Below are 21477 nucleotides of genomic sequence, written 5' to 3' on the forward strand. Positions count from 1 at the left end.
GGAAGAACCGTGTTCAACGCCCTTAATGCGGAAGATGCCCCGCAGCCACCCAAGGTCCTCACCACCCCTCTGGAAATCGCCGGCACCTTGCGGATGCTGCAAGAAAGCCATGACCCGCTGATCATTACCTTCCATGAACGCAGCCAACGCTTCCAGAGCTACTTGGTGGACGTCAATCGGGACGGCGGTACCCTCGCCCTGGATGAAATGATCCCCCGCGACGGCGAACGCCACCTCGAGAATGGCGAACCCTTCCGCATTGAAGGCTTCCATGACGGTGTGCGCGTCGCCTGGGAAAGCAACGGTACGCTGACCGTAACCGAAAAGGACGGCCACCGTATTTACACCGGCGGCCTACCGGACGAGGTGGTCTACCATCAACGGCGCAATGCCTTTCGCGCCGCGTTGAAGCTGGCGCAATTGGTCAACATTGAATTGGGCGGCGAGAAACTCCAAGCGCCGGTCAACGGCAAGTTGCTGGATATTTCCGCTACCGGCTGCAAACTGCGTTTTGAAGGCGACATTTCCGAGCGCCTGCAACTGGGCCAGGTCTACGACCGGTTTATCGCGGCCCTGCCCTTTGGCAGCATGACCACCTCGGTCGAACTGCGTCATCTGCATTTCGAAGAAAGGATCAACACCACCTTCGCCGGCGTGCGCTTCCACAACATGAGTGGTTTGGTGCAGCGTCAGGTCGAGCGTTTTGTCTACCAGCTCCAACGTGAAGCACGGCGCTTCGACAAAGACGACGATTTTTAAACCCTGACAACCGCAATAAAAAACGGGCAGATCCTTGAGGGATCTGCCCGTTTTTGCTTTCAGGGGCGCGCCCTGCTCAAGTCATGCGGATGCTCTTCGGGCCCCAGCGGCTCCGGCGGTCCCTCAAAGGGCGGCTCATCCGTCGGTGGTTGCGGCTCGATTTCCGGCTCCGGGTCGGGAACGGTGTTTTGCATCTGCTCTTGCACCACCTGCTCATCAACCCGCGGGTCCAGGGCAGCGACCAGCGGTGAACTGGACATACTGTCAGGCATTGCCACGTGATGCAGTGGCGCATCTTCCACTTGGTGCAGGTTGGTCACGGCTTTGGGCCGGATACGCCACACCAGAATCACCGCGCACAGGCTGAAGAACGCGTACAGCATCTGGCTGCCAAAGAGCTTCATCACCACGCCCGCCAACAACGGCCCGATGCTGGCGCCGACACCGTAGGTCACCAGCAGCATCGCTGTCAGGGAGACCCGACGATCGCCTTCGACATGGTCGTTGGAAAACGCCACGGCCAACGGGTACAGGCAAAACTGCACCAGCGAGCACAGGAACCCGGCGACAAACAGCACTTCCAGCGGGACTTTGGTCATGATCGCCAGCGGCAATGCCGCCACCGCGAGGCACAAGGCAAAACAGCGGATCAGCAGTGCTCGGTCATACCGATCCGACAACCAGCCCAGCGGCCATTGCACCAGCAAGCCGGCAAAAATGCAGCTACCCATGAACAAGCCGACCTGCTCGGTGCTGAGCCCTTGCTGCGACGCATAGAGCGGCGCCAGACCGTAGAAAGAACCGACAATCAAGCCCGCCCCCAGCACAGTACTCAGTGACTGCGGCACGCGCTTGATAAAGAAGCGCGGCTCCATCGGCGCCGGATGCAGCGCTGCCGGGTGAATACGCCGGGTCATGGCCACCGGCACCAGGCACAGGGCAAAACACAGCGCGACCAGCATCAGCAATTCAAGGCCAAGCTGGGGGTGCATGACCAGGATCAGTTGGCCGAGCACCAGGCCCAGATAGGACGCAATCATGTAGCCACTGAACACCACGCCACGCTGCTTGGCGTCGGCCTGCTCATTAAGCCAGCTTTCGATCACCATGTACTGGCACATCATCCCCAGGCCCACGATGATCCGCAGCACGATCCAGGCCGGCAGCCAGTCGACTAGGCCATGGCCCAGCACCGCCGCGCCGACAATGCCAGCACAGGTGGCATAGGCGCGGATATGCCCGACCCGGGCAATCAGGCGGTGCCCGATCTTGCCACCCAGCACCAGGCCAAAATAGTTGGCCGCCATCAGCGCACCCACCCACAGGCTGTCGACATGGTCGGCCGCCAGGCGCAAGGCCAGGTAGGTACTGAGCAAGCCGGAGCCGATCAGCATCATCAAAGAGGCGAAATAGAGGGCTCGAAAAGATTTCCAGATTTGGCGCATCGGCGTTCCGAGCGGCTCCTTGCGGTGAGAGGTAGGGCTATCGGCATGATAGTCCGGGGTGGCCGGGTCCGGACAGGCAACATGCGCTGTTTCCGGGGATTATTTTGCGTAATAGCTCAGACGCTGCCCGGCCACTTGCAAGGTACATAAGTTGCGATAAATACACCGCGCACGTGCTGAGAGCCCTGAACACCGACAAGGTTCGACAAAAGTATCGAAAATGCTCAGCTCTCAGGGCTTCTCGCTTTCACACAGCGTCACTCCACGTAACGCAACCACAGGTGCCTGCGACCGGAGATCGCCTCTGTGGCTACACGAACCTGTGCTGGCAGGCTTTCATCGCCAGTGTTGTAGAGCGCACAAAAATCCTTCGCGACGCGGTCAGCCAGGGATATATCGGGCGGCTCAGCACGAATGAAGCCGATGTAAGAGGCACCGACGCCCATCAGCTCATAGCCATGTAATTCTGAGAAGTGACGCGCAAGCCCCCCCTGCATTCTCCAGGTGATGGGCGCACGCTTTACACCGGAGTGACTGTGGACTGCTGAGCGGGGGCATTGCGCAAGTATGGCCTGCGCAGCTCGGGGCACGGAGATGCCGTACCGGGCAGAGGGAGGATAGCTGAAAGCCTTGAAGTAGATGGTGTCCCAGGGCCGGTTCGAACGGCCAACCTTCCCCTTAGGAGGGGGATGCTCTATCCAATTGAGCTACTGGGACAAATGACAGTCGTCTGGCCAAGGGCACGGCGACGGACGGCGTGCATGTTAACGGCCGAGGTGGGTTTTGTCATGTCGTCCGTCGGCTTTTTGAGTGTAGGCCGATCCCTGCCGGGCTGATCGCAGTTTCGCCCCGTAAACCCGGGCACTTGCCGCCATCGTGCAAAATGCACTCCCTCAAAATGCCATCATTGCAAATTGCAACCTTTCGACCCTTTAAAGTACACTCAAGCCATTGATTTTAATGGATTAATAGATTGGCACGAGACCTGCAATACTTCTCCTACAAACCCAATAAGCCACGGCGTTAAGCGGAGAACATGACCATGAACAGTGCCCTTCTGTTAGCCCTCAACACTGTAGCCTTGGCTGTATTGGTTACATTCCATTTTCAATCGACTGGCGCTAACGATCCCGCGCAGATCAGCCAGGCTGTCCCGCATCACCTGCAACAGCGGCCGCAGCTGGCGGTAATGACGCCCAACGCGCAATCGCCGGTACGCCTGACCGAAGGCACCCACGCTGCACCTGCATCTGAACACTGGGTTTTCTAAGGAAATCGTAAATGACCAAATCTGCCTGGCTGTTTTTGTGCCTGACCGCCTTCACCGGCGCCGCGGGCTTGGGCGCCGAATCGCAAGACGGCCAAACCACCGCATTCATTGCCACCGGTGTGTTTGCCAGCCTGTTGTTGATCACCCTCATTGTCGGTCGTCGTATCAAGTTCGACCCAGTCCTTCGCTAATCTCCTCCTACCTTATGTCGCCTGGCTCTGGCTAATCGGCAAATTGCCACTAGTCTTAAACCTAAGGGCAAAGTGCCACCTTGCTATAGGATGTGCGGCCTCAAACCCTGTGCTGGTCTGGAGTTCCGGGAAGTTCCCTCGCGGAATCACGCGTAGAAGATTTTTCCAACCAGTCCGCAAAAAAACAAATGAGTGCTGGCATAAAGCCTTTAGTCGGTTCAATATTTGTCACAGAATTGACGCCAAGGAACTGGCAAATCTGAGGCATGATGCGGCCTCTTTGCAATTCGGGTTGAACTTTGGTCGTGAGTCTTGTCTTAACACTCATCTTGCGGCCAATTCCAAAAACCGCTCCCCTGAACTAACCGGTTAAATATATGCGCCCATTGAAACAGGCAATTTATTCCAGCCGTACGGCTGACAAGTTCGTCGTACGTCTGCCAGACGGAATGCGGGAACGCATTGCCGAGGTGGCTCGCAATCATCACCGCAGCATGAACTCCGAAATCATCGCGCGCCTGGAACAAAGCCTCATTCAGGAAGGTGCGTTGGGCGAAGAGTTGAGCATGCGCCTGGACAGCCCCGAGCTGTCGCTGCACGAACGCGAACTGCTGCAGCGTTTTCGCCAGCTTTCCCACCGCCAGCAAAATGCTCTCGTCTCGCTTATCGCGCACGACGTTGAGGCGGCCGCAGAAGCCAATTGATTTGCAGCTGAAAGCCGAAGCCAGCCATGTGCTGGCTTTTTTTTGCGCGCAATTCGGGAAGAGGATGTGAGGTGGGGGCAGATTTGCCCCCACTGGATGGAATCAGAGCAGGAATATCGTCGCCAGGCCCAGGAAGATGAAGAAGCCACCACTGTCGGTCATGGCTGTGATCATCACGCTGGCACCCATCGCTGGGTCGCGTCCAAGACGGGCCAGGGTCATGGGGATCAATACCCCCATCAGGGCCGCCAACAGCAGGTTGAGGGTCATGGCAGCAGTCATCACCACGCCAAGCGACCAACTGCCATAGAGCAAGTAGGCCACCACACCGATCACCCCACCCCACACCAAACCGTTGATCAGGCCCACGGCCAGCTCTTTGCGCAACAGACGCGATGAGTTAGCCGTACTCACTTGGTCCAGCGCCATCGCGCGCACGATCATCGTGATCGTCTGGTTGCCGGAGTTGCCGCCAATACCGGCCACAATCGGCATCAACGCGGCCAGGGCTACCAGCTTCTCAATGGAGCCCTCGAACAAGCCGATCACACGCGAGGCGATAAAGGCGGTAACCAGATTGACCGCCAGCCAGGCCCAGCGGTTACGAAGCGAGCGCCAGACCGACGCAAAGATATCTTCCTCTTCACGCAAACCCGCCATGTTGAGGACTTCAGTTTCACTCTCTTCACGAATCAGGTCGACGATCTCATCGATGGTCAAACGGCCAATCAATTTGCCGTTCTTGTCGACCACCGGCGCCGAGATCAAGTCATAACGCTCGAACGCTTGCGCCGCGTCGTAGGCATCTTCATCCGGGTGAAAACTCACCGTATCGCTGGCCATCAAATCCGCAACCATCTTGTCCGGATCATTGACCAGCAGACGCTTGATCGGCAGTACACCCTTGAGAATGCCTTCGTAGTCGACCACGAACAGCTTGTCGGTGTGACCAGGCAGCTCTTTAAGCCGGCGCAGGTAGCGCAGGACCACTTCCAGGCTAACGTCTTCGCGGATGGTGACCATCTCGAAGTCCATCAGCGCGCCGACTTGATCCTCATCGTAAGACAACGCAGAGCGCACGCGCTCGCGCTGTTGCGTGTCCAGCGCTTCCATCAGCTCATGGACAACATCACGTGGCAGCTCGGGGGCAAGGTCAGCCAGCTCGTCGGCGTCCATCTCCTTGGCCGCAGCCAGGAGCTCGTGGTCGTCCATGTCGGCGATCAGGGTTTCACGGACTGAGTCAGATACTTCGAGCAGGATGTCGCCGTCACGATCAGCCTTGACCAATTGCCAAAGGGCCAGTCGGTCATCCAGCGGCAGGGCTTCGAGAATATAGGCGACGTCGGCGGAGTGCAGGTCATCGAGCTTGCGTTGCAGCTCGACGAGGTTTTGCCGATGGACCAGGTTTTCGACCAAGTCGTTATTCGGACCATCCTGGCGGTGCGTAAGGTCTTCGACCACGCGCTGGCGCTGCAGCAGCTCGATAACTTGAGCCAAGCGATCCTGCAGGCTGTCTTGTGTTTTTTTCTTTACTTCTACTTCGGTCATAGGCGAACTCCACTCCCAGCAGCGGGGCACGCCGGAAGGATCAATCAGTCAATTCATGATTGGTAAAACGGGGTACTGAGTAACTACTGGGTAAGTCCATGGAGGTATTCCACAAGCCCCGGCGGGGCTGACGGGCGCAATGATACACCGCCCGGCCACTTTAAACGTTAAAAAACTGGAAAGAACAAGCGCTTGCGAGCCAAAGCTAAGCATTGGCTGCATCTATGAACTGCGACGACGCCGTGTGGAAGGAAAACACATGAGAGAGGAGAAAAAGAACAAATCCTACACAAACCCCAGACGGCAAAAAGCCCGCACTAGGCGGGCTTTTTGTTTGTATGGTGCACTCGACAGGATTCGAACCTGTGACCGCTCGGTTCGTAGCCGAGTACTCTATCCAGCTGAGCTACGAGTGCAGATTGTGTTTTTAGACCAGATCACAACTGGTTGTAACCGAATCACCTGCATTGCTGCAACTGACTCTTAAATGGTGCACTCGACAGGATTCGAACCTGTGACCGCTCGGTTCGTAGCCGAGTACTCTATCCAGCTGAGCTACGAGTGCATTTGTTGCCGCGCATTATAGGCCGTTCAATCTCTATGTAAAGCTATTTTTTCGAGTAATTTCAACAACTTACCGAAAAAACCAGATTGCAACGTACTAAGCAAATAATGGCGGAGAACGGGGGATTCGAACCCCCGACACCCTTTTGAGGTGTACTCCCTTAGCAGGGGAGCGCCTTCGGCCACTCGGCCAGCTCTCCGCAACACGGGGCGTATATTAACCACGTTCATCCCCGTTTGCAAACATAAAAAACGATAAAAATTAAAGGCTTGGTTCTTCGTCCTTCTCTTTCTTGATCCGCAGGTAGATTTCCTCGCGGTGCACCGCTACCTCTTTCGGAGCGTTAACCCCGATACGTACTTGATTGCCTTTGACGCCGAGCACGGTCACGGTGATTTCGCCATCACCGATAATCAGGCTTTCTGCGCAACGACGAGTCAGAATCAACATACCTTTCTCCTCACGCATTTCAGTTCAGGAACAACAGTCTGCAAAAAAAAGGCATTCGACCTACAACCCAAAAGCCGTAGCCCTACCACCTAAGTATTGTCGAGCCCACGCAAAAGAACATGCGCCCTACAAAAAATGAAAGGCGCGGTAAACCGCGCCTTTCTGGCACTGCATCACTCGCCCTGTCGGGCCGGAGCGTCCAGCTCAAAAGCGGTATGCAGCGCACGTACAGCCAGTTCCAGGTACTTCTCTTCGATCACCACCGAAACCTTGATTTCGGAGGTGGAAATCATCTGGATATTGATGCTTTCCTTGGCCAGGGCCTCAAACATACGGCTGGCAACGCCGGCATGGGAACGCATGCCCACACCCACGATCGACACCTTGGCAATCTTGGTGTCGCCGATCACTTCGCGGGCACTGATTTCCTGCGCAGTGTTCTGCAGGATCCGTTCCGCCGCATCGTACTCGTTGCGGTGCACGGTGAAGGTGAAATCGGTGGTGTTATCGTGCGAAACGTTCTGCACGATCATGTCGACTTCGATGTTCGCGCCGCTGATAGGGCCCAGGATCTTGAACGCCACGCCCGGGGTGTCTGGCACGCCACGGATGGTCAGCTTGGCTTCATCACGGTTGAAAGCGATACCGGAAATGATTGGCTGTTCCATGGATTCCTCTTCATCAATAGTAATGAGGGTGCCCGGACCCTCTTTGAAGCTGTGCAATACGCGCAGCGGAACGTTGTACTTGCCGGCAAACTCCACCGCGCGGATCTGCAACACCTTGGAACCAAGGCTGGCCATTTCCAGCATCTCTTCAAAGGTGATCTTATCCAGGCGCTGAGCCACGGACACCACACGCGGATCGGTGGTATAGACACCATCCACATCGGTGTAAATCTGGCATTCATCGGCCTTGAGCGCCGCCGCCAGCGCCACGCCGGTGGTATCTGAACCGCCACGCCCGAGGGTGGTGATATTGCCCTGCTCATCCACACCCTGGAAGCCCGCCACAACTACCACGCGGCCGGCTTTCAGATCAGTACGAATTTTCTGATCATCAATTTGCAGGATGCGCGCCTTGGTATGCGCGCTGTCAGTGAGGATACGCACCTGGCTGCCAGTGTAGGACACCGCCGGCACACCGCGCTTATTCAGCGCCATGGCCAGCAAGGCGATGGTCACCTGCTCGCCGGTGGACACGATCACATCCAGCTCACGCGGGAGCGGCTGTTGATCACCACTGATTGCCTTGGCCAGATCGATCAGGCGATTGGTCTCGCCGCTCATGGCCGACAGCACCACCACTAGGTCGTCGCCAGCATCGCGGAACTTCTTAACCTTGTCGGCCACCTGCTCGATTCTTTCGACAGAGCCGACCGAGGTGCCTCCAAATTTCTGTACGATCAAAGCCATTTCTAAGCCGCCTCAGCCCGTAAAGGGGCGCCTGATAACCAATCAACCAGCACCGAACCAGCCCGCGACTAGACCACGGGCTGATTAACAGTGCCTTAAATACCTGCCTCGACAAACGGCACGGTCAGGGCCAGGGCTGCGTCCAGGGCGCCAGCGTCTACACCACCGCCTTGCGCCATGTCCGGACGACCGCCGCCCTTCCCGCCCACTGCCGCGGCGGCTTGCTTCATCAAATCACCGGCCTTGAGTTGGCCAGTCAGGTCCTTGGTTACACCGGCAACCAGAACGACCTTATCCTCATGGACACCGCCGAGCAGGATCACTGCGCGGCCGAGCTTGTTCTTCAACTGATCGACCAAGGCCAACAGCGCCTTGCCGTCCTGACCGTCCAGGCGCGCAGCCAACACTTTCACATCCTTGACGTCCACCGCAGAAGCCGACAAATCGTCGCCCGCCGCACTGGCCGCCTTGGCCTGCAACTGCTCCAGCTGTTTCTCCAGCGCACGGTTGCGCTCCAGCACAGCCGACAGCTTGTCGATCAGGTTGTCACGGCTGCCCTTGACCAGGCTGGCCGCTTCCTTGAGTTGTTCTTCAGCCGCATTGAGGTAGGCCAGGGCCGCAGCGCCGGTGACGGCCTCGATACGACGCACACCGGACGCCACACCCCCTTCGCTGATGATTTTCAGCAGGGCGATGTCGCCGGTACGGTTGGCGTGGATACCGCCACACAGTTCCACAGAGAAACTGCCGCCCATGCTCAATACACGCACGTTGTCGCCGTACTTCTCGCCGAACAGCGCCATGGCGCCTTTGGCCTTGGCGGTCTCGATGTCGGTTTCTTCGGTTTCTACCGCGGTGTTCTTGCGAATCTCAGCGTTGACGATGTCTTCCAGGGCCTTGATCTGCTCGGGCTTGATCGCTTCAAAGTGGCTGAAGTCGAAGCGCAGGCGCTGGCTGTCGACCAACGAACCTTTCTGCTGGACGTGCTCGCCCAGTACCTGGCGCAGCGCGGCGTGCAGCAGGTGAGTGGCCGAGTGATTCAACGCCGTCGCATGGCGTACATCGGCATCGACCTGAGTGTCCACCGGCGCACCGACCGTCAAGTTGCCCAGCACCAACACACCGTGATGCAGGAACGCACCGCCGGTCTTGGTGGTGTCGCGCACCTCAAAACGGCCGGACGTCGAACTCAGGAAACCACAGTCACCAATCTGGCCACCCGACTCGGCGTAGAACGGCGTCTGGTCCAGGACCACAACCGCCTCTTCGCCTTCACTCAACACGTCGACCGACTTGCCGTCTTTGTAGATGGCAACGATCTTGGCAGCGCCAACGGTAGCCTTGTAACCGATGAATTCGGTAGGCACGTCAACCTTGACCAGGGTGTTGTAGTCCAGGCCGAAGGAACTGGCGGAGCGGGCACGCACGCGCTGGGCTTCCATCTCACGCTCAAAACCGGCCTCATCAATGGTCAGCTCACGCTCACGGGCGATGTCGGCGGTCAGGTCCATCGGGAAGCCATAGGTGTCATACAGCTTGAACACCACATCGCCAGGCACCACGGTGCCTTTGAGTTCAGCCAGGTCCTGCTCCAGGATTTTCAGGCCGTGTTCGAGGGTCTTGGAGAACTGCTCCTCCTCAGCCTTGAGCACGCGCTCGATATTGCTTTGCTGCTGCTTGAGTTCCGGGAAGGCTTCGCCCATCTCGGCAACCAGTGCGGCCACGATTTTGTAGAAGAAGCTGCCAGTGGCGCCCAGCTTGTTACCGTGACGGCAGGCGCGACGAATGATACGGCGCAGCACATAGCCACGGCCTTCGTTGGAAGGCAACACACCGTCGGCGATCAGGAAACCGCAGGAACGGATGTGGTCAGACACCACCTTGAGCGAAGACTGGCTTTCATTGGCACAACCAATGGCCGCGGCCGACGCGCTCAACAAGTTGGTGAACAGGTCGATTTCGTAGTTGGAGTGAACGTGCTGCATCACCGCACTGATCCGCTCCAGGCCCATGCCGGTATCCACCGACGGCGCAGGCAGCGGATGCAACACGCCATCGGCGGTGCGGTTGAACTGCATGAACACGTTGTTCCAGATCTCGATGTAACGGTCGCCGTCTTCTTCCGGCGAACCCGGTGGGCCACCCCAGATGTCGGCGCCGTGGTCGTAGAAGATCTCGGTGCAAGGGCCACACGGGCCGGTATCGCCCATGGTCCAGAAGTTGTCGGAAGCGTACGGGGCGCCCTTGTTGTCGCCGATGCGAATCATGCGCTCGACGGGCACGCCGATTTCCTTGGTCCAGATGTCGTACGCTTCGTCGTCCGTGGCGTACACGGTTACCCAGAGTTTTTCCTTTGGCAGCTTCAACACGCCGGTCAGGAAGGTCCAGGCGAACGTAATCGCATCTTTCTTGAAATAGTCACCAAAGCTGAAGTTACCCAGCATTTCGAAGAACGTGTGGTGGCGGGCGGTGTAGCCCACGTTTTCCAGGTCACTGTTCTTGCCGCCGGCACGCACGCACTTCTGGCTGCTGGTGGCGCGGGTGTAGGCGCGCTTTTCCTGGCCCAGGAAGCAGTCCTTGAACTGGTTCATCCCCGCGTTAGTGAACAGCAGGGTTGGGTCATTGCCTGGGATCAAGGAGCTGGAGGCGACACGGGTGTGACCTTGCTCTTCGAAGAAGCGAAGGAAGGCTTCACGGATTTCTGCGCTTTTCATTAGGTTCTTCCACGGAGGCTGCGGCCAAAGGCCAATGCGCAACATCATCAGACGGAGCGACGGCAAAGGGCCGCATTATATCGGCCCTTTGCCGGGGGTACAGCGTGTTTATACGATTGAAAGGTTCAATTAGACGGTCTGCACGCTCATTTGCGCGAAAACTCGACGAATGCCTGCACGACTTGCTCGATCTGCGCCCGGCTGACATCCATATGCGTGACCATGCGCAGGCGCGGTGCAGTGCTCAACTTGATCCCGCGCTCGGCGGCAAAAACCTTCAAGGCTTCGGCCCGATCACCGATCTGCACGTAGACCATGTTGGTCTGTACCGGCTCCACTTCATAACCCACTTTGCGCAGCTCATCGCCCAGCCATTGGGCGTTGGCGTGGTCGTCGGCCAGGCGCTGCACCTGGTGGTCCAGCGCATACAGCCCCGCCGCCGCCAGGGAACCGGCCTGGCGCATGCCGCCGCCGACCATCTTGCGCAGGCGCCTGGCCTTGGCGATCAACGCCGTGGAACCGCACAACACCGAGCCAATCGGCGCGCCAAGGCCCTTGGACAGGCACACCGACACCGAATCAAAGTGCTTGGCAATCTCGCGCGCCTCCACGCCCAGCTTGACCGCTGCGTTGTAGAGCCGTGCGCCGTCCAAATGCAGGGCCAGGCCCTGTTCACGGGTGAATGCCCGCGCCTTCGCCAGGTAGTCCAGCGGCAATACCTTGCCTTGCATGGTGTTTTCCAGCGCCAGCAGGCGCGTGCGGGCGAAATGGAAGTCGTCCGGCTTGATCGCCGCCAGCACCTGGTCCAGGTCCAGGGAACCATCTGCCTGCATGTCCAGCGGTTGCGGTTGGATCGAACCCAACACCGCTGCGCCGCCACCTTCGTATTTGTAGGTGTGGGCCTGCTGGCCGACGATGTATTCCTCGCCACGCTCACAGTGAGCCATCAACGCCAGCAGGTTGCTCATGGTGCCGGTGGGCACGAACAGCGCAGCGGCAAAGCCCAGGCGCTTGGCCAACTCGGCCTCCAGACGATTGACGCTGGGGTCTTCGCCATACACGTCATCGCCGCTGACAGCAGTAGCCATGGCGTCGAGCATGCCGGGAGTGGGTTGGGTCACAGTGTCGCTGCGCAGGTCAATCACGGACATGAAACAAGCCTCCAGGGGTTCAGTAAGTTCTTTTTGTGAATGATTACTGCGGGCAAAGCCACGGAATATCAAGCCCCCGCTGCATTCAATCGAATACCAACCAAACAAACCGATATAGCTTATCGATACAGCGATCGTGCAGTTTGCGAAAAACCGTGTTAAAAACTCTCCGCCGCCAGAGTTCTGGTGGCAACGTTCTCAGGGCGGGGTGCAATTCCCCACCGGCGGTAATTACACGCAATGTGTATAGCCCGCGAGCGCTTGGCGCCTCGAACTGCTCACGCAGGACGGCGACAAGGTCAGCAGACCCGGTGTGATCCCGGGGCCGACGGTCATAGTCCGGATGAAGAGAGAACGGGATTGGCACCTAAGGGCCGCGCACGAAGTGTGCTTGCGTACCCTTAAATCCCATTCGATTCATAACGCCCTGTTTTTTTCTTAAACAGGAGTCAGAACATGCAACCCACTGCGATCGACAGCAAAAGCAAAAACCATCACGGCGAGCGCGTCGCGTTTATCCAGGCCTGCTGGCACAAGGATATTGTCGACCAATCGCGCAAAGGCTTCCTCGCCGAAATGATCGCCCAGGGCTACCAGGAATCGGATATTGATTTCTTTGAAGTCGGCGGCGCCTTTGAAATGCCCCTGCACGCCAAGCTGCTGGCCAAGACCGGCCGCTACGCCGGTATCGTCGCTGCTGCGCTGGTGGTGGATGGCGGCATCTACCGTCACGAATTCGTGGCCCAATCGGTCGTCAGCGGGTTGATGCAGGTGCAGCTGGAAACTGAAGTGCCGGTGTTCTCGGTATCGCTGACACCGCATCACTTCCATGCGGGCACTGAGCACCACACCTTTTTCTACGAGCACTTCGTGCACAAAGGCCAGGAAGCGGCGCGGACCTGCGCCGATACGCTGCATAAAGTGCGTGCGATCCGTCGCAGCGAGCCGCGTGCTGTAGCGGTCTAAACAACACCGCCAGGCCCAGCCTCAGAGCTGGGCCTGTGTGGGAGCTGGCTTGCCTGCGATGGCATCGCCTCAGCGTCACTGACGGACCGAGTTGATCCTATCGCAGCATAAGTATCTACACATCTTGAGCGAGCCCTCTGCGTAGCAGCTGTCGAGCCCTGGCGAGGCTGCGTCAGCGGTGTGTCAGACAGACCGCAAACGCAGCTTCGCCAGGGCTCGACAGCTGCTACGCACTATCACATTGAAAATGTGTAGATGCCTGTGCCTATCGCAGGCAAGCCAGCTCCCACATTTGATCGCGGTGGACCTTTAGATTCAGACCAAACCAGCGTCCGTCGTCGGCACAATCAATATCCCCGCCCGCAAGCCATTCTTCACCTTCGGGTTGGGAAATATGATGCGCGCGCCCTCCTCTTCGATCACCCAACGGGTCTTGGCCACGTCTTCGGCCAGCAGATAGCCCTTTTCCAGCTCCGAAAAGTTTTCCACATCCGTCGGCAAGTGCATCAGGAAGGCATCGCTGTGCTTGATCACTTCCCGCGCAACGGCGAACAGCTTCAGGCCTTCAAGGCTATCGGTCTCAGGCTCGGTGCCTTCGATGATCTGCTTGAGGCGGGTTTCCAGGCGCGACACGTCCACACCCTGGTTCTGCCCGAACGGTCGCGCCTTGCCCAGTTCCAGCGTGAAGGCCTCGGCTTCCAACTGCTCGTAGGTAAACGCGGTGAAGGTGATCGAGGTTTTGTTCTGCAACAACACCGCTTCCATGCCAGCGGCACGCAGCCGTTCCAGCTCACTACGAGCGTGCTGGCGACCTTCCTTCCACGGATACAGGGCGAACTGCTCGATCTTCGAGCCGCGAATGGCCGTGTGCAGGTCGTAATGCAGGCGCGAACGGTCAGGCACGCTGAAGAAGCTGCGGGCCAATTGCTCAAGCTCGGCGGCACGCATGGCTTCAGGGCCGATGTTTTTTTCATGACGGCCGTTGAACAGCCGGTTGACGTCCAGTTCGAGGTAACGCTCGCCGCGGCGCATGGCCTCGGGGTTGCCGAACAGGAACAGAATACGATTGCGGGGTTTGATCTCCCCACGGGCGATGCCATGCAACAGGCGGTCGAGCAGTTCGATCGGCGCGGTTTCGTTGCCATGGATGCCGGACGACAGCAGTAAGTCCCCGCCTTTGTCCTGGGCTTGCGGCGGGCGCACTTCAAGTGCGCCCTCGCTGAGCCAGCGCATTTGCACGCCGTCGACGGTCAGTTGAATTTTTTGCGCCGGTTCACGTCCGGCGAGGGTCAGTTCAAGCAGTTTGCCGAGGGCGAGCATACGCAGCTTCCTTAGTGGTTGCAGCCTGGGCCGTGGACGTGATCGTCGTCATCACCTTCAACGTCGGCCGGTTCCATTTCCAGCTGCAGGCTCATCAGGTTGGTGGCCAATGGGCGCATCAGCAGGTTGGCGTATTCGGCGTCGCCTTCTTCCACGTCTACGCCGATCAGCAGTTGGCCACGGCCGTCGTGCTGAATCCAGATTTCCTTGCCCTGCCAGACCACAGCGACGCGGGTGCAGGAGGTTTCCAGCTGGGTGCCGTCGGTGTCTTCAAGGATCAGTTTCAGGGTGTCGGTGGTCATAAAATAACTCTCAGCCATGCGGCATTAATTGATCTGGAAAGGATAAACCGAGCCCAGTTTAAGGATTTGCGTCAGTTCATCCAATGCCGTCCGGCACTCCAGCAGCAATTGCGGGTCAGCCAGGTCGGTTTCACGCAGGCTGTCGCGGTAGTGCTTGTCGACCCATTGGGTCAGGGTTTCGTACAACGGTGCAGTCATGATAACGCCTGGATTCACCGCCGCCAGTTCGGTTTCGTTCAAAGCTACGCGCAAGCGCAGGCACGCCGGACCACCGCCGTTCTGCATGCTTTGCTTGAGGTCGAAGACGTTCACTTCGCGAATCAGCCCGCCGGAAGCCGTGAGGCCTTGCAGATAGTGCCAGACGCGTTCGTTGGCGCGGCACTCTTCCGGCACGATCAGCAGCATTGAGCCGTCGGCACGGGTCAGCAACTGGCTGTTGAACAGGTAGGAACGCACTGCGTCCTCGACGCTGACCTGGGCGCGGGGCACGCAAACAGACTGGAAGTTGCCGCCCAACTTGCCCAGTTTGCCTTGCAGCTCGCCAAGCATCTGCTCGGTATTGAGGAATGCGTCCTCGTGATAGAACAACACTTCACCGTTGCCCACCGCGATCACATCGTTGTGGAATACACCGGCATCAATCACCGCTGGGTTCTGCTGGGCGTAGACCACGCCCTCATCCTTCAAGCCGTGCAGGCGTGCGACAGCCTGGGACGCTTCAAGCGTCTGACGCGCCGGGTACTTCTGTGGCGCCGGGTAGCGGGGGTCGAACGCACTGCGACCGAACACGAAAAACTCAACGCCGGCCTCACCGTATTCACGGCAGAAGCGCGTATGGTTGGCCGCACCCTCGTCGCCGAACTGCGCCACCGCCGGCAACGCAGCGTGGTGAGCGAAGTGCTTTTCATCGGCAAACATCGCGCCCAGCACACGGCTGGTGGTCGGGTGTTCGATGCTGCGGTGGTATTTGCAATTGAGGTTGGCAGCAGTGAAATGCACGCGGCCGTCGGCCGTATCAGCGCTCGGGCTGACGGTGGCGGCGTTGGCTACCCACATGCTCGACGCCGAGCAGCTCGCGACCAGCAAAGGCATTGCCTGCTTGGCCGCCTGCTGAATCACCTGAGCATCGGTGCCGTTGAAACCAAGGTTGCGCAAAGCGGCCACGTCCGGGCGCTCCTGCGGCGCAAGCACGCCTTGCACAAAGCCCATGTCCATCAGGGCTTTCATTTTTTGCAGGCCCTGCAACGCCGCTTCCTTGGGATTGGAATGCTGCTGGCTGTTGCTCTGGGACGCGACGTTGCCGAAGGACAAACCGCCGTAGTTATGGGTCGGCCCCACTAGACCGTCAAAATTGACTTCATAGGATTTCATCGGCGAGGCTCCACGAACATCTGTTTTTATAGGCAATCTTCAGCACACCACAGGTCTTTATCTGTGAACCCGCTCCCACACTCGATAGGTGGCATCTTTAGCTCAGCGTAATGCCGGGGGTGAGTGTGGCTGGAACAACCAAGTCAGGCGTTTCCAGCGACGCCACCGGGTACGCACAATAATCCGCCGCGTAATACGCACTGGCGCGGTGGTTGCCCGACGCCCCTACACCGCCGAACGGCGCGGTACTGGCGGCGCCGGTCAGCTGTTTGTTCCAATTGACGATGCCCGCGCGGCTTTCCAGCCAGAACTGCTGGTAGCGTGCCTCAGAATCCGACAACAAACCCGCGGCCAGGCCGTACTGGGTGTTGTTGGCCTCGACAATCGCCGCTTCAAAATCAGCGTAGCGGATCACTTGCAACAGTGGGCCAAACAGTTCTTCGTCTTCACGCTCGGTCACGGCCGTCACATCGATGATGCCTGGGGTCAGCAAGGCGGCCTGATCCTGAGGCTGAGTCATTTCCAGCAACGCCACAGCGCCGTTGGCCAGCATCAGCTCCTGGGCGTCCATCAAGGCTTTGGCGGCGCCGAGGGAGATCACCGAGCCCATGAACGGCGCCGGTTGCTGGTCAAACGCACCCACTTCAATCGTCGCGCTGACCGCCACCAGGCGCGCCAGCAACGCATCGCCCCAGGCGCCTTCTGGCACCAGCAAACGGCGGGCACAGGTGCAACGCTGGCCGGCGGAGATAAACGCCGACTGAATGATGGTGTAGACCGCCGCGTCCACATCGGCCACTTCGTCGACCACCAGCGGGTTATTGCCGCCCATTTCCAGGGCCAGGATCTTGTCCGGGCGCCCAGAGAACTGCTGGTGCAGGTGATTGCCGGTGCGGCTGGAGCCGGTAAAGAACAACCCGTCGATGCCTGGGTTGGCCGCCAGCGCGATACCGGTCTCCCGCGCGCCTTGCAGCAGGTTCAGTACACCCGCCGGCAACCCGGCGTCGATCCAGCACTGCACGGTCAGCTCGGCGACTTTAGGGGTCAACTCGCTCGGTTTGAACAGCACAGTATTGCCCGCCAGCAAGGCCGGGACGATATGCCCGTTCGGCAAGTGGCCAGGGAAGTTGTACGGACCGAACACCGCGACCACGCCGTGAGGTTTGTGACGCAATACAGCGGTGGCGTCGCCCAACGGGCCGCTCTTCTCGCCGGTACGTTCGCGGTAGCTTTGCACCGAGATCGCGATCTTGTTGGCCATGCTGGTGACTTCGGTGGCCGATTCCCACAGCGGTTTGCCGGTTTCTTCGCCGATGCAACGGGCGATTTCATCGGCGCGGCTTTTCAGGGTGGCGGCGAAGGCTTCCAGCACGCTGATGCGTTCTTCCAGCGGGCGCTTGGCCCACGCCGGGAATGCCTGGCGCGCGGCCTGCACGGCGGATTCGACCTGCTCGATGGTGGCGCCATTGCCGGCCCACAGCACTTGCTGGGTCACCGGGTTGCGCGATTCGAACAGTTCACCCTGGCCGGCCAGCCAGCTCCCTGCGATATACAGCGAATTCATTATTTCGACTCCCGGGCAGCGGACAACGGTACGGCACGCACTTGATCACCGGCGATCAGCTGCAGGCGCTTGGCGGTGAGCGGATCGACCACCAGGGTGCCTGCCGCCAGCCGCGCGGGGGCGGCGGTGATGCGGCAATCGTCGCGTTTACGGTTATGGATCAGGAACGGGGTGGCATCGTCGCCGGGCGTGCCGATCGCCAGCACCAGCGCTTCGCTGTCGCGGACCGCGCGGATCTTACTGGTCTCGCATTCCACCGCAGGGCCGGCATCGAAGATGTCGACATAGCCCTGGTAGCTGAAACCTTCACTCTTGAGCATGCTCAGCGCAGGTTCGGTGTCCGGGTGGACCTTGCCGATTACGTTGCGTGCGTCTTCCGACAGGAAGCAGCTGTACAGCGGAAACTTCGGCATCAGCTCGGCGATAAACGCTTTGTTGCCCACGCCGGTGAGGTAATCGGCCTGGCTGAACTCCATTTTGAAGAAATGGCGGCCCAGGCTTTCCCAGAACGGCGAGCGTCCGGCGTCGTTGGACACACCGCGCATCTCGGCAATGATCTTGTTACCGAACAGTTGCGGGAATTCAGCGATAAACAGCAAGCGCGCCTTGGCCAGCATGCGGCCGTTGAGGCCGGTGCGGTAATCGGCGTGCAGGAACAACGAGCACAGCTCGGAATTACCGGTAAGGTCGTTGGCCAGGAACAGCGTCGGAATCTCGCGGTAGATATTCAGCTCCTGGGAAGCGCTGACCGTCAGGCCGACCCGGAAGTTGTACCAAGGCTCACGCAGGCCGACAGCGCCGGCAATGGCGGAAATGCCCACCACGCGGCCTTCGTCGTTTTCCAGCACGAACAGGTAGTCGGCATCGCCGCGCCCGGCGTCGCCGCGAAAGGTTTTTTCCGCCCAGCCAACCCGGTGGGTCAGGCGCTCTTCGTTGGCCGGCAAGGTGGTGAGACCGGTGCCGGTGCTGCGCGCCAGATCAATCAGGGCCGGTAAATCGCTGCTGCGTACGGGACGAACGATCATGCTATCTCCTCAGACGGGCCGCCTGCTTCAGGCCACCCGCGAAACTCTGCTTTTAAACCGCTACCAAGCGCACGCTTGCGCCTTCGCCGACGCCCAAGGCCTCGGCGGCTGCCAGGTCCAGGGTCACCGGTTTGCCGGGCGCATAGTCCAGTTCCAGCATCACCGCACGGTAATCCTGCAACTGCGCGTTGCTCACCAGGTACTGGCGGCCCACACCCTTGGCCATTTCGCCGATCTTTACCGGCACCACGCGGCTCTGGGCGATGGAGCGAATGCCCGAGACCCGCGCATGCAGCGTCGGGCCACCGTCGAAGATGTCGATGTAGTGGTCGGTCTCGAAGCCTTCACGCATCAGGATGTCGAAGGTGATCTGCGCACGCGGGTGCACCTGGCCCATCGCCTCTTGGGCTTCGTCCGGCAGCAGCGGCACGTAGATCGGGTAGTGCGGCATCAGCTCGGCGAGGAATGTACGGCTTTTCAGCCCGCACAGGCGCTCGGCGGCAGCGTAGTTGAGGTCGAAGAAGTTGCGGCCGATGGCGTCCCAGAACGGCGAATCACCGTTCTCGTCGCTGTAGCCGACGATTTCGGTCACCACCGAGTCGGCAAAGCGCTCGGGGTGGCTGGCGACAAACAGCAAGCGGCCACGGGAGTTGAGTTCCGACCACGGCGAACCGACCAGTTCCGGCACCACGTAGAAACTGGTGAGCAGGCTGTTGCCGGTGAGGTCATGGCACTGGGAAAGCACGTGGATCTTATTGTGGATCTTCAGCTCGCGGGAGGCGTGCACGAAGGTCTCGTTACGGAAGCTGTAGAACGGCTCCGAGTAACCGGCCGAGGCGACGATGGCCGAGCAGCCCGCCAGCTTGCCGGTCTCGGTGTCCTCCAATACGAAGAAATAGCTTTCTTCACCGTTGAAACTGACCTCGGCGGCGAAGGACGCTTCGCTGGCAGCGATCTTGTCGCTCAGGCGTTCCACATCATCCGGCAAGGAGGTGACACCAATCGGGCTGTCCGCAGCCAGACGCTGTACCTCGCCCAGATCAGCCATTTGCGCGGGGCGCATCACCAGCATGGTGTCACTCCTTAACTCGAAAACTTCATAGAGGGAAAAATGCCGGACACGAGATCTGAGTTCACATACATCTCGATATGCAAGCAGATCCATGTGGGAGCTGGCTTGCCTGCGATGCAGGCAACTCGGTCTGTCAGTTGCACCGAGGTGATGCTATCGCAGGCAAGCCAGCTCCCACATTTGACTCGGTCCGGCATATAGAATTTTTGCTCGACGCCCGATCGCCAGGCGCCGAGCGGTAGATCAAACTTGCGTCAGTGCTTTTACAGCACGTTCAAAACGGTCCAGACCTTCGTTGATGTCCGCCTCTTCCACCACCAGACTCGGCGCAAAACGCACCACATCCGGGCCGGCTTGCAGGATCATCAGGTTTTCTTTCTCGGCCGCGTTGAACACGTCCTTGGCCTTGCCTTTGAACGCATCGCTCAGCACGCAACCAATCAGCAGGCCCATGCCGCGCACTTCGGTGAAGATGCCGTATTGCTTGCCGATCTGCTCCAGGCGGGCCTTGAACAGGTCGTGCTTGGCGTTCACACCGGCCAGCACTTCAGGGGTGTTGATCACGTCAATCACCGCCTCGGCCACCGCGCACGCCAGCGGGTTGCCGCCGTAGGTGGTGCCGTGGGTGCCAACGACCAGGTGCTTGGCCAGCGCTTCGGTGGTGAGCATCGCCGCAATCGGGAAACCGCCGCCCAGGCTCTTGGCGCTGGTGAGGATGTCCGGCGTCACGCCGTAATGCTGATAGGCAAACAGGTGGCCGCTGCGGCCCATGCCGGTTTGCACTTCGTCGAACACCAGCAGCGCGTTGTTCGCGTCACACAGTTCACGGGCGCCTTGCAGGTAAGCCAGCTCGGCCGGCAACACGCCGCCTTCGCCCTGGATCGGTTCCAGCACCACGGCGCAGGTCTTGCCCGAAACAGCCGCTTTCAGCGCGTCCAGATCGTTGTAAGGCACGTGGGTGATGCCGGTGATTTTCGGGCCGAAACCATCGGAATACTTGGACTGGCCACCGACGTTAACGGTGAACAGGGTACGGCCGTGGAAGCTGTTCAGCGCGGCGATGATCTCGTACTTCTCGGTGCCGAAACGGTCGAACGCGACGCGACGGGCCAGCTTGAACGCGGCCTCGTTGGCTTCGGCGCCGGAGTTGCAGAAGAACACCCGCTCGGCAAAGGTGGCGTCGATCAGCTTATGCGCCAGGCGCAAGGCCGGCTCATTGGTGAAGACGTTGGAGACGTGCCACAGCTTGTTGGCCTGTTCGGTCAGAGCCCCGACCAGCGCCGGGTGGGCGTGGCCCAATACGTTGACCGCGATGCCGCCGGCAAAGTCGATCAGCTCGCGACCGGCCTGGTCCCACACGCGCGAACCTTCGCCACGTACGGGGATGAAGGCAGCAGGTGCGTAGTTGGGAACCATGACCTGGTCGAAATCGGCACGTTGCACCGGGGCTTGCTCAACGGACATCGGAGTCTCCTGAAGAGGAACGCCTGCCTGGAACTGGCGGGCGATGCAGGGATTGTAAGGACAGTTTTCAGTAGGGCCTTGCCGCCAAGCGACAACTTCTTATAGCGCCAACCCGCGATTTTGGCGGGTTTACGCCAATGCGACAAATAGCATCGCAATGGCGCAGTTTAAACGGTGTGTT

18 protein-coding genes, 4 tRNA genes and 1 riboswitch are annotated in these 21477 nt (G+C 59.3%); of the genes, 5 read left to right on the plus strand and 17 right to left on the minus strand.

Annotated elements, in window-relative coordinates; genetic code table 11:
• Positions 1-9: 9 nt before the first annotated feature.
• On the plus strand, positions 10-759 hold the full coding sequence (locus HU722_RS22605) for a flagellar brake protein (protein ID WP_065873993.1): 750 nt from the start codon (positions 10-12) through the stop codon (positions 757-759).
• 59 nt (positions 760-818) lie between these two features.
• Here the strand turns inward: HU722_RS22605 and HU722_RS22610 are convergent, their stop codons facing one another.
• Together HU722_RS22610 and HU722_RS22615 are read right to left on the minus strand one after the other, a co-directional pair.
• On the minus strand, positions 819-2204 hold the full coding sequence (locus tag HU722_RS22610; protein WP_065889862.1) for an MFS transporter: 1386 nt from the start codon (positions 2202-2204) through the stop codon (positions 819-821).
• A 640-nt stretch (positions 2205-2844) separates the two neighbouring features.
• A tRNA-Arg gene (locus tag HU722_RS22615) sits at positions 2845-2921 on the minus strand.
• Positions 2922-3246: 325 nt separating this feature from the next.
• On the opposite strand from HU722_RS22615, the gene HU722_RS22620 reads away from it, so the two are divergent.
• The 3 genes from HU722_RS22620 to HU722_RS22630 all read left to right on the plus strand — a co-directional run bounded on the left by HU722_RS22620 (position 3247) and on the right by HU722_RS22630 (position 4369).
• Complete coding sequence (locus HU722_RS22620; RefSeq protein ID WP_065874022.1) at positions 3247-3474, plus strand: hypothetical protein; 228 nt, start codon at positions 3247-3249, stop codon at positions 3472-3474.
• An 11-nt stretch (positions 3475-3485) separates the two neighbouring features.
• Complete coding sequence (locus HU722_RS22625) at positions 3486-3665, plus strand: PA3371 family protein (protein ID WP_065889864.1); 180 nt, start codon at positions 3486-3488, stop codon at positions 3663-3665.
• A gap of 377 nt (positions 3666-4042) precedes the next feature.
• Positions 4043-4369, plus strand: a complete 327-nt coding sequence (locus tag HU722_RS22630) for an Arc family DNA-binding protein (RefSeq protein ID WP_003193592.1) — start codon at positions 4043-4045, stop codon at positions 4367-4369.
• A 102-nt stretch (positions 4370-4471) separates the two neighbouring features.
• Here the strand turns inward: HU722_RS22630 and mgtE are convergent, their stop codons facing one another.
• The 8 genes from mgtE to ltaE all read right to left on the minus strand — a co-directional run bounded on the left by mgtE (position 4472) and on the right by ltaE (position 12212).
• Positions 4472-5917, minus strand: a complete 1446-nt coding sequence (mgtE, locus tag HU722_RS22635) for a magnesium transporter (RefSeq protein WP_065873997.1) — start codon at positions 5915-5917, stop codon at positions 4472-4474.
• Between the two features lie 339 nt (positions 5918-6256).
• Positions 6257-6333, minus strand: a tRNA-Arg gene (locus tag HU722_RS22640).
• Positions 6334-6405: 72 nt separating this feature from the next.
• Positions 6406-6482: transfer RNA gene (locus HU722_RS22645), tRNA-Arg, on the minus strand.
• A gap of 108 nt (positions 6483-6590) precedes the next feature.
• Positions 6591-6681, minus strand: a tRNA-Ser gene (locus tag HU722_RS22650).
• A 62-nt stretch (positions 6682-6743) separates the two neighbouring features.
• Positions 6744-6932 carry a carbon storage regulator CsrA gene (gene csrA / locus HU722_RS22655; protein WP_003175645.1) on the minus strand — a complete coding sequence of 63 codons (189 nt, stop codon included), beginning with the start codon at positions 6930-6932 and terminating at the stop codon, positions 6744-6746.
• 173 nt (positions 6933-7105) lie between these two features.
• Complete coding sequence (locus tag HU722_RS22660) at positions 7106-8347, minus strand: aspartate kinase (protein WP_065873998.1); 1242 nt, start codon at positions 8345-8347, stop codon at positions 7106-7108.
• 95 nt (positions 8348-8442) lie between these two features.
• Positions 8443-11061, minus strand: a complete 2619-nt coding sequence (alaS, locus tag HU722_RS22665) for an alanine--tRNA ligase (RefSeq protein WP_065873999.1) — start codon at positions 11059-11061, stop codon at positions 8443-8445.
• Between the two features lie 146 nt (positions 11062-11207).
• The gene (gene ltaE, locus HU722_RS22670; protein WP_065874000.1) at positions 11208-12212 is read right to left on the minus strand and encodes a low-specificity L-threonine aldolase; all 1005 of its coding nucleotides are present in this window, start codon (positions 12210-12212) and stop codon (positions 11208-11210) included.
• Between the two features lie 190 nt (positions 12213-12402).
• A riboswitch (FMN riboswitch) is annotated at positions 12403-12572 on the plus strand.
• Between the two features lie 96 nt (positions 12573-12668).
• Here ltaE and HU722_RS22675 point away from each other — a divergent pair.
• Positions 12669-13178 (plus strand): 6,7-dimethyl-8-ribityllumazine synthase, encoded by a 510-nt coding sequence (locus tag HU722_RS22675; protein ID WP_065874001.1) that lies wholly within the window; start codon positions 12669-12671, stop codon positions 13176-13178.
• A 315-nt stretch (positions 13179-13493) separates the two neighbouring features.
• Here HU722_RS22675 and astE read toward each other — a convergent pair whose 3' ends face one another.
• The 7 genes from astE to HU722_RS22710 form a co-directional block, all read right to left on the minus strand.
• Entirely contained in the window at positions 13494-14498 is a 1005-nt protein-coding gene (astE, locus tag HU722_RS22680; RefSeq protein ID WP_065874002.1) for a succinylglutamate desuccinylase, read from the minus strand.
• Positions 14499-14509: 11 nt separating this feature from the next.
• Complete coding sequence (locus HU722_RS22685; RefSeq protein ID WP_003214319.1) at positions 14510-14800, minus strand: hypothetical protein; 291 nt, start codon at positions 14798-14800, stop codon at positions 14510-14512.
• A gap of 24 nt (positions 14801-14824) precedes the next feature.
• On the minus strand, positions 14825-16171 hold the full coding sequence (gene astB / locus HU722_RS22690; RefSeq protein ID WP_065881346.1) for an N-succinylarginine dihydrolase: 1347 nt from the start codon (positions 16169-16171) through the stop codon (positions 14825-14827).
• Positions 16172-16268: 97 nt separating this feature from the next.
• Complete coding sequence (gene astD / locus HU722_RS22695; RefSeq protein ID WP_175403033.1) at positions 16269-17738, minus strand: succinylglutamate-semialdehyde dehydrogenase; 1470 nt, start codon at positions 17736-17738, stop codon at positions 16269-16271.
• A complete protein-coding gene (gene astA, locus HU722_RS22700; protein WP_065874005.1) occupies positions 17735-18760 on the minus strand; it encodes an arginine N-succinyltransferase in 1026 nt (341 codons plus the stop codon). Before astA ends, astD begins: the two co-directional genes overlap by 4 nt.
• 52 nt (positions 18761-18812) lie before the next feature.
• A complete protein-coding gene (aruF, locus tag HU722_RS22705) occupies positions 18813-19832 on the minus strand; it encodes an arginine/ornithine succinyltransferase subunit alpha (protein ID WP_027607766.1) in 1020 nt (339 codons plus the stop codon).
• Positions 19833-20075: 243 nt separating this feature from the next.
• The gene (locus HU722_RS22710) at positions 20076-21296 is read right to left on the minus strand and encodes an aspartate aminotransferase family protein (RefSeq protein WP_065874006.1); all 1221 of its coding nucleotides are present in this window, start codon (positions 21294-21296) and stop codon (positions 20076-20078) included.
• Between the last annotated feature and the right edge of the window lie 181 nt (positions 21297-21477).

The organism is Pseudomonas tritici (assembly GCF_014268275.3).
Taxonomy (GTDB): domain Bacteria; phylum Pseudomonadota; class Gammaproteobacteria; order Pseudomonadales; family Pseudomonadaceae; genus Aquipseudomonas; species Aquipseudomonas tritici.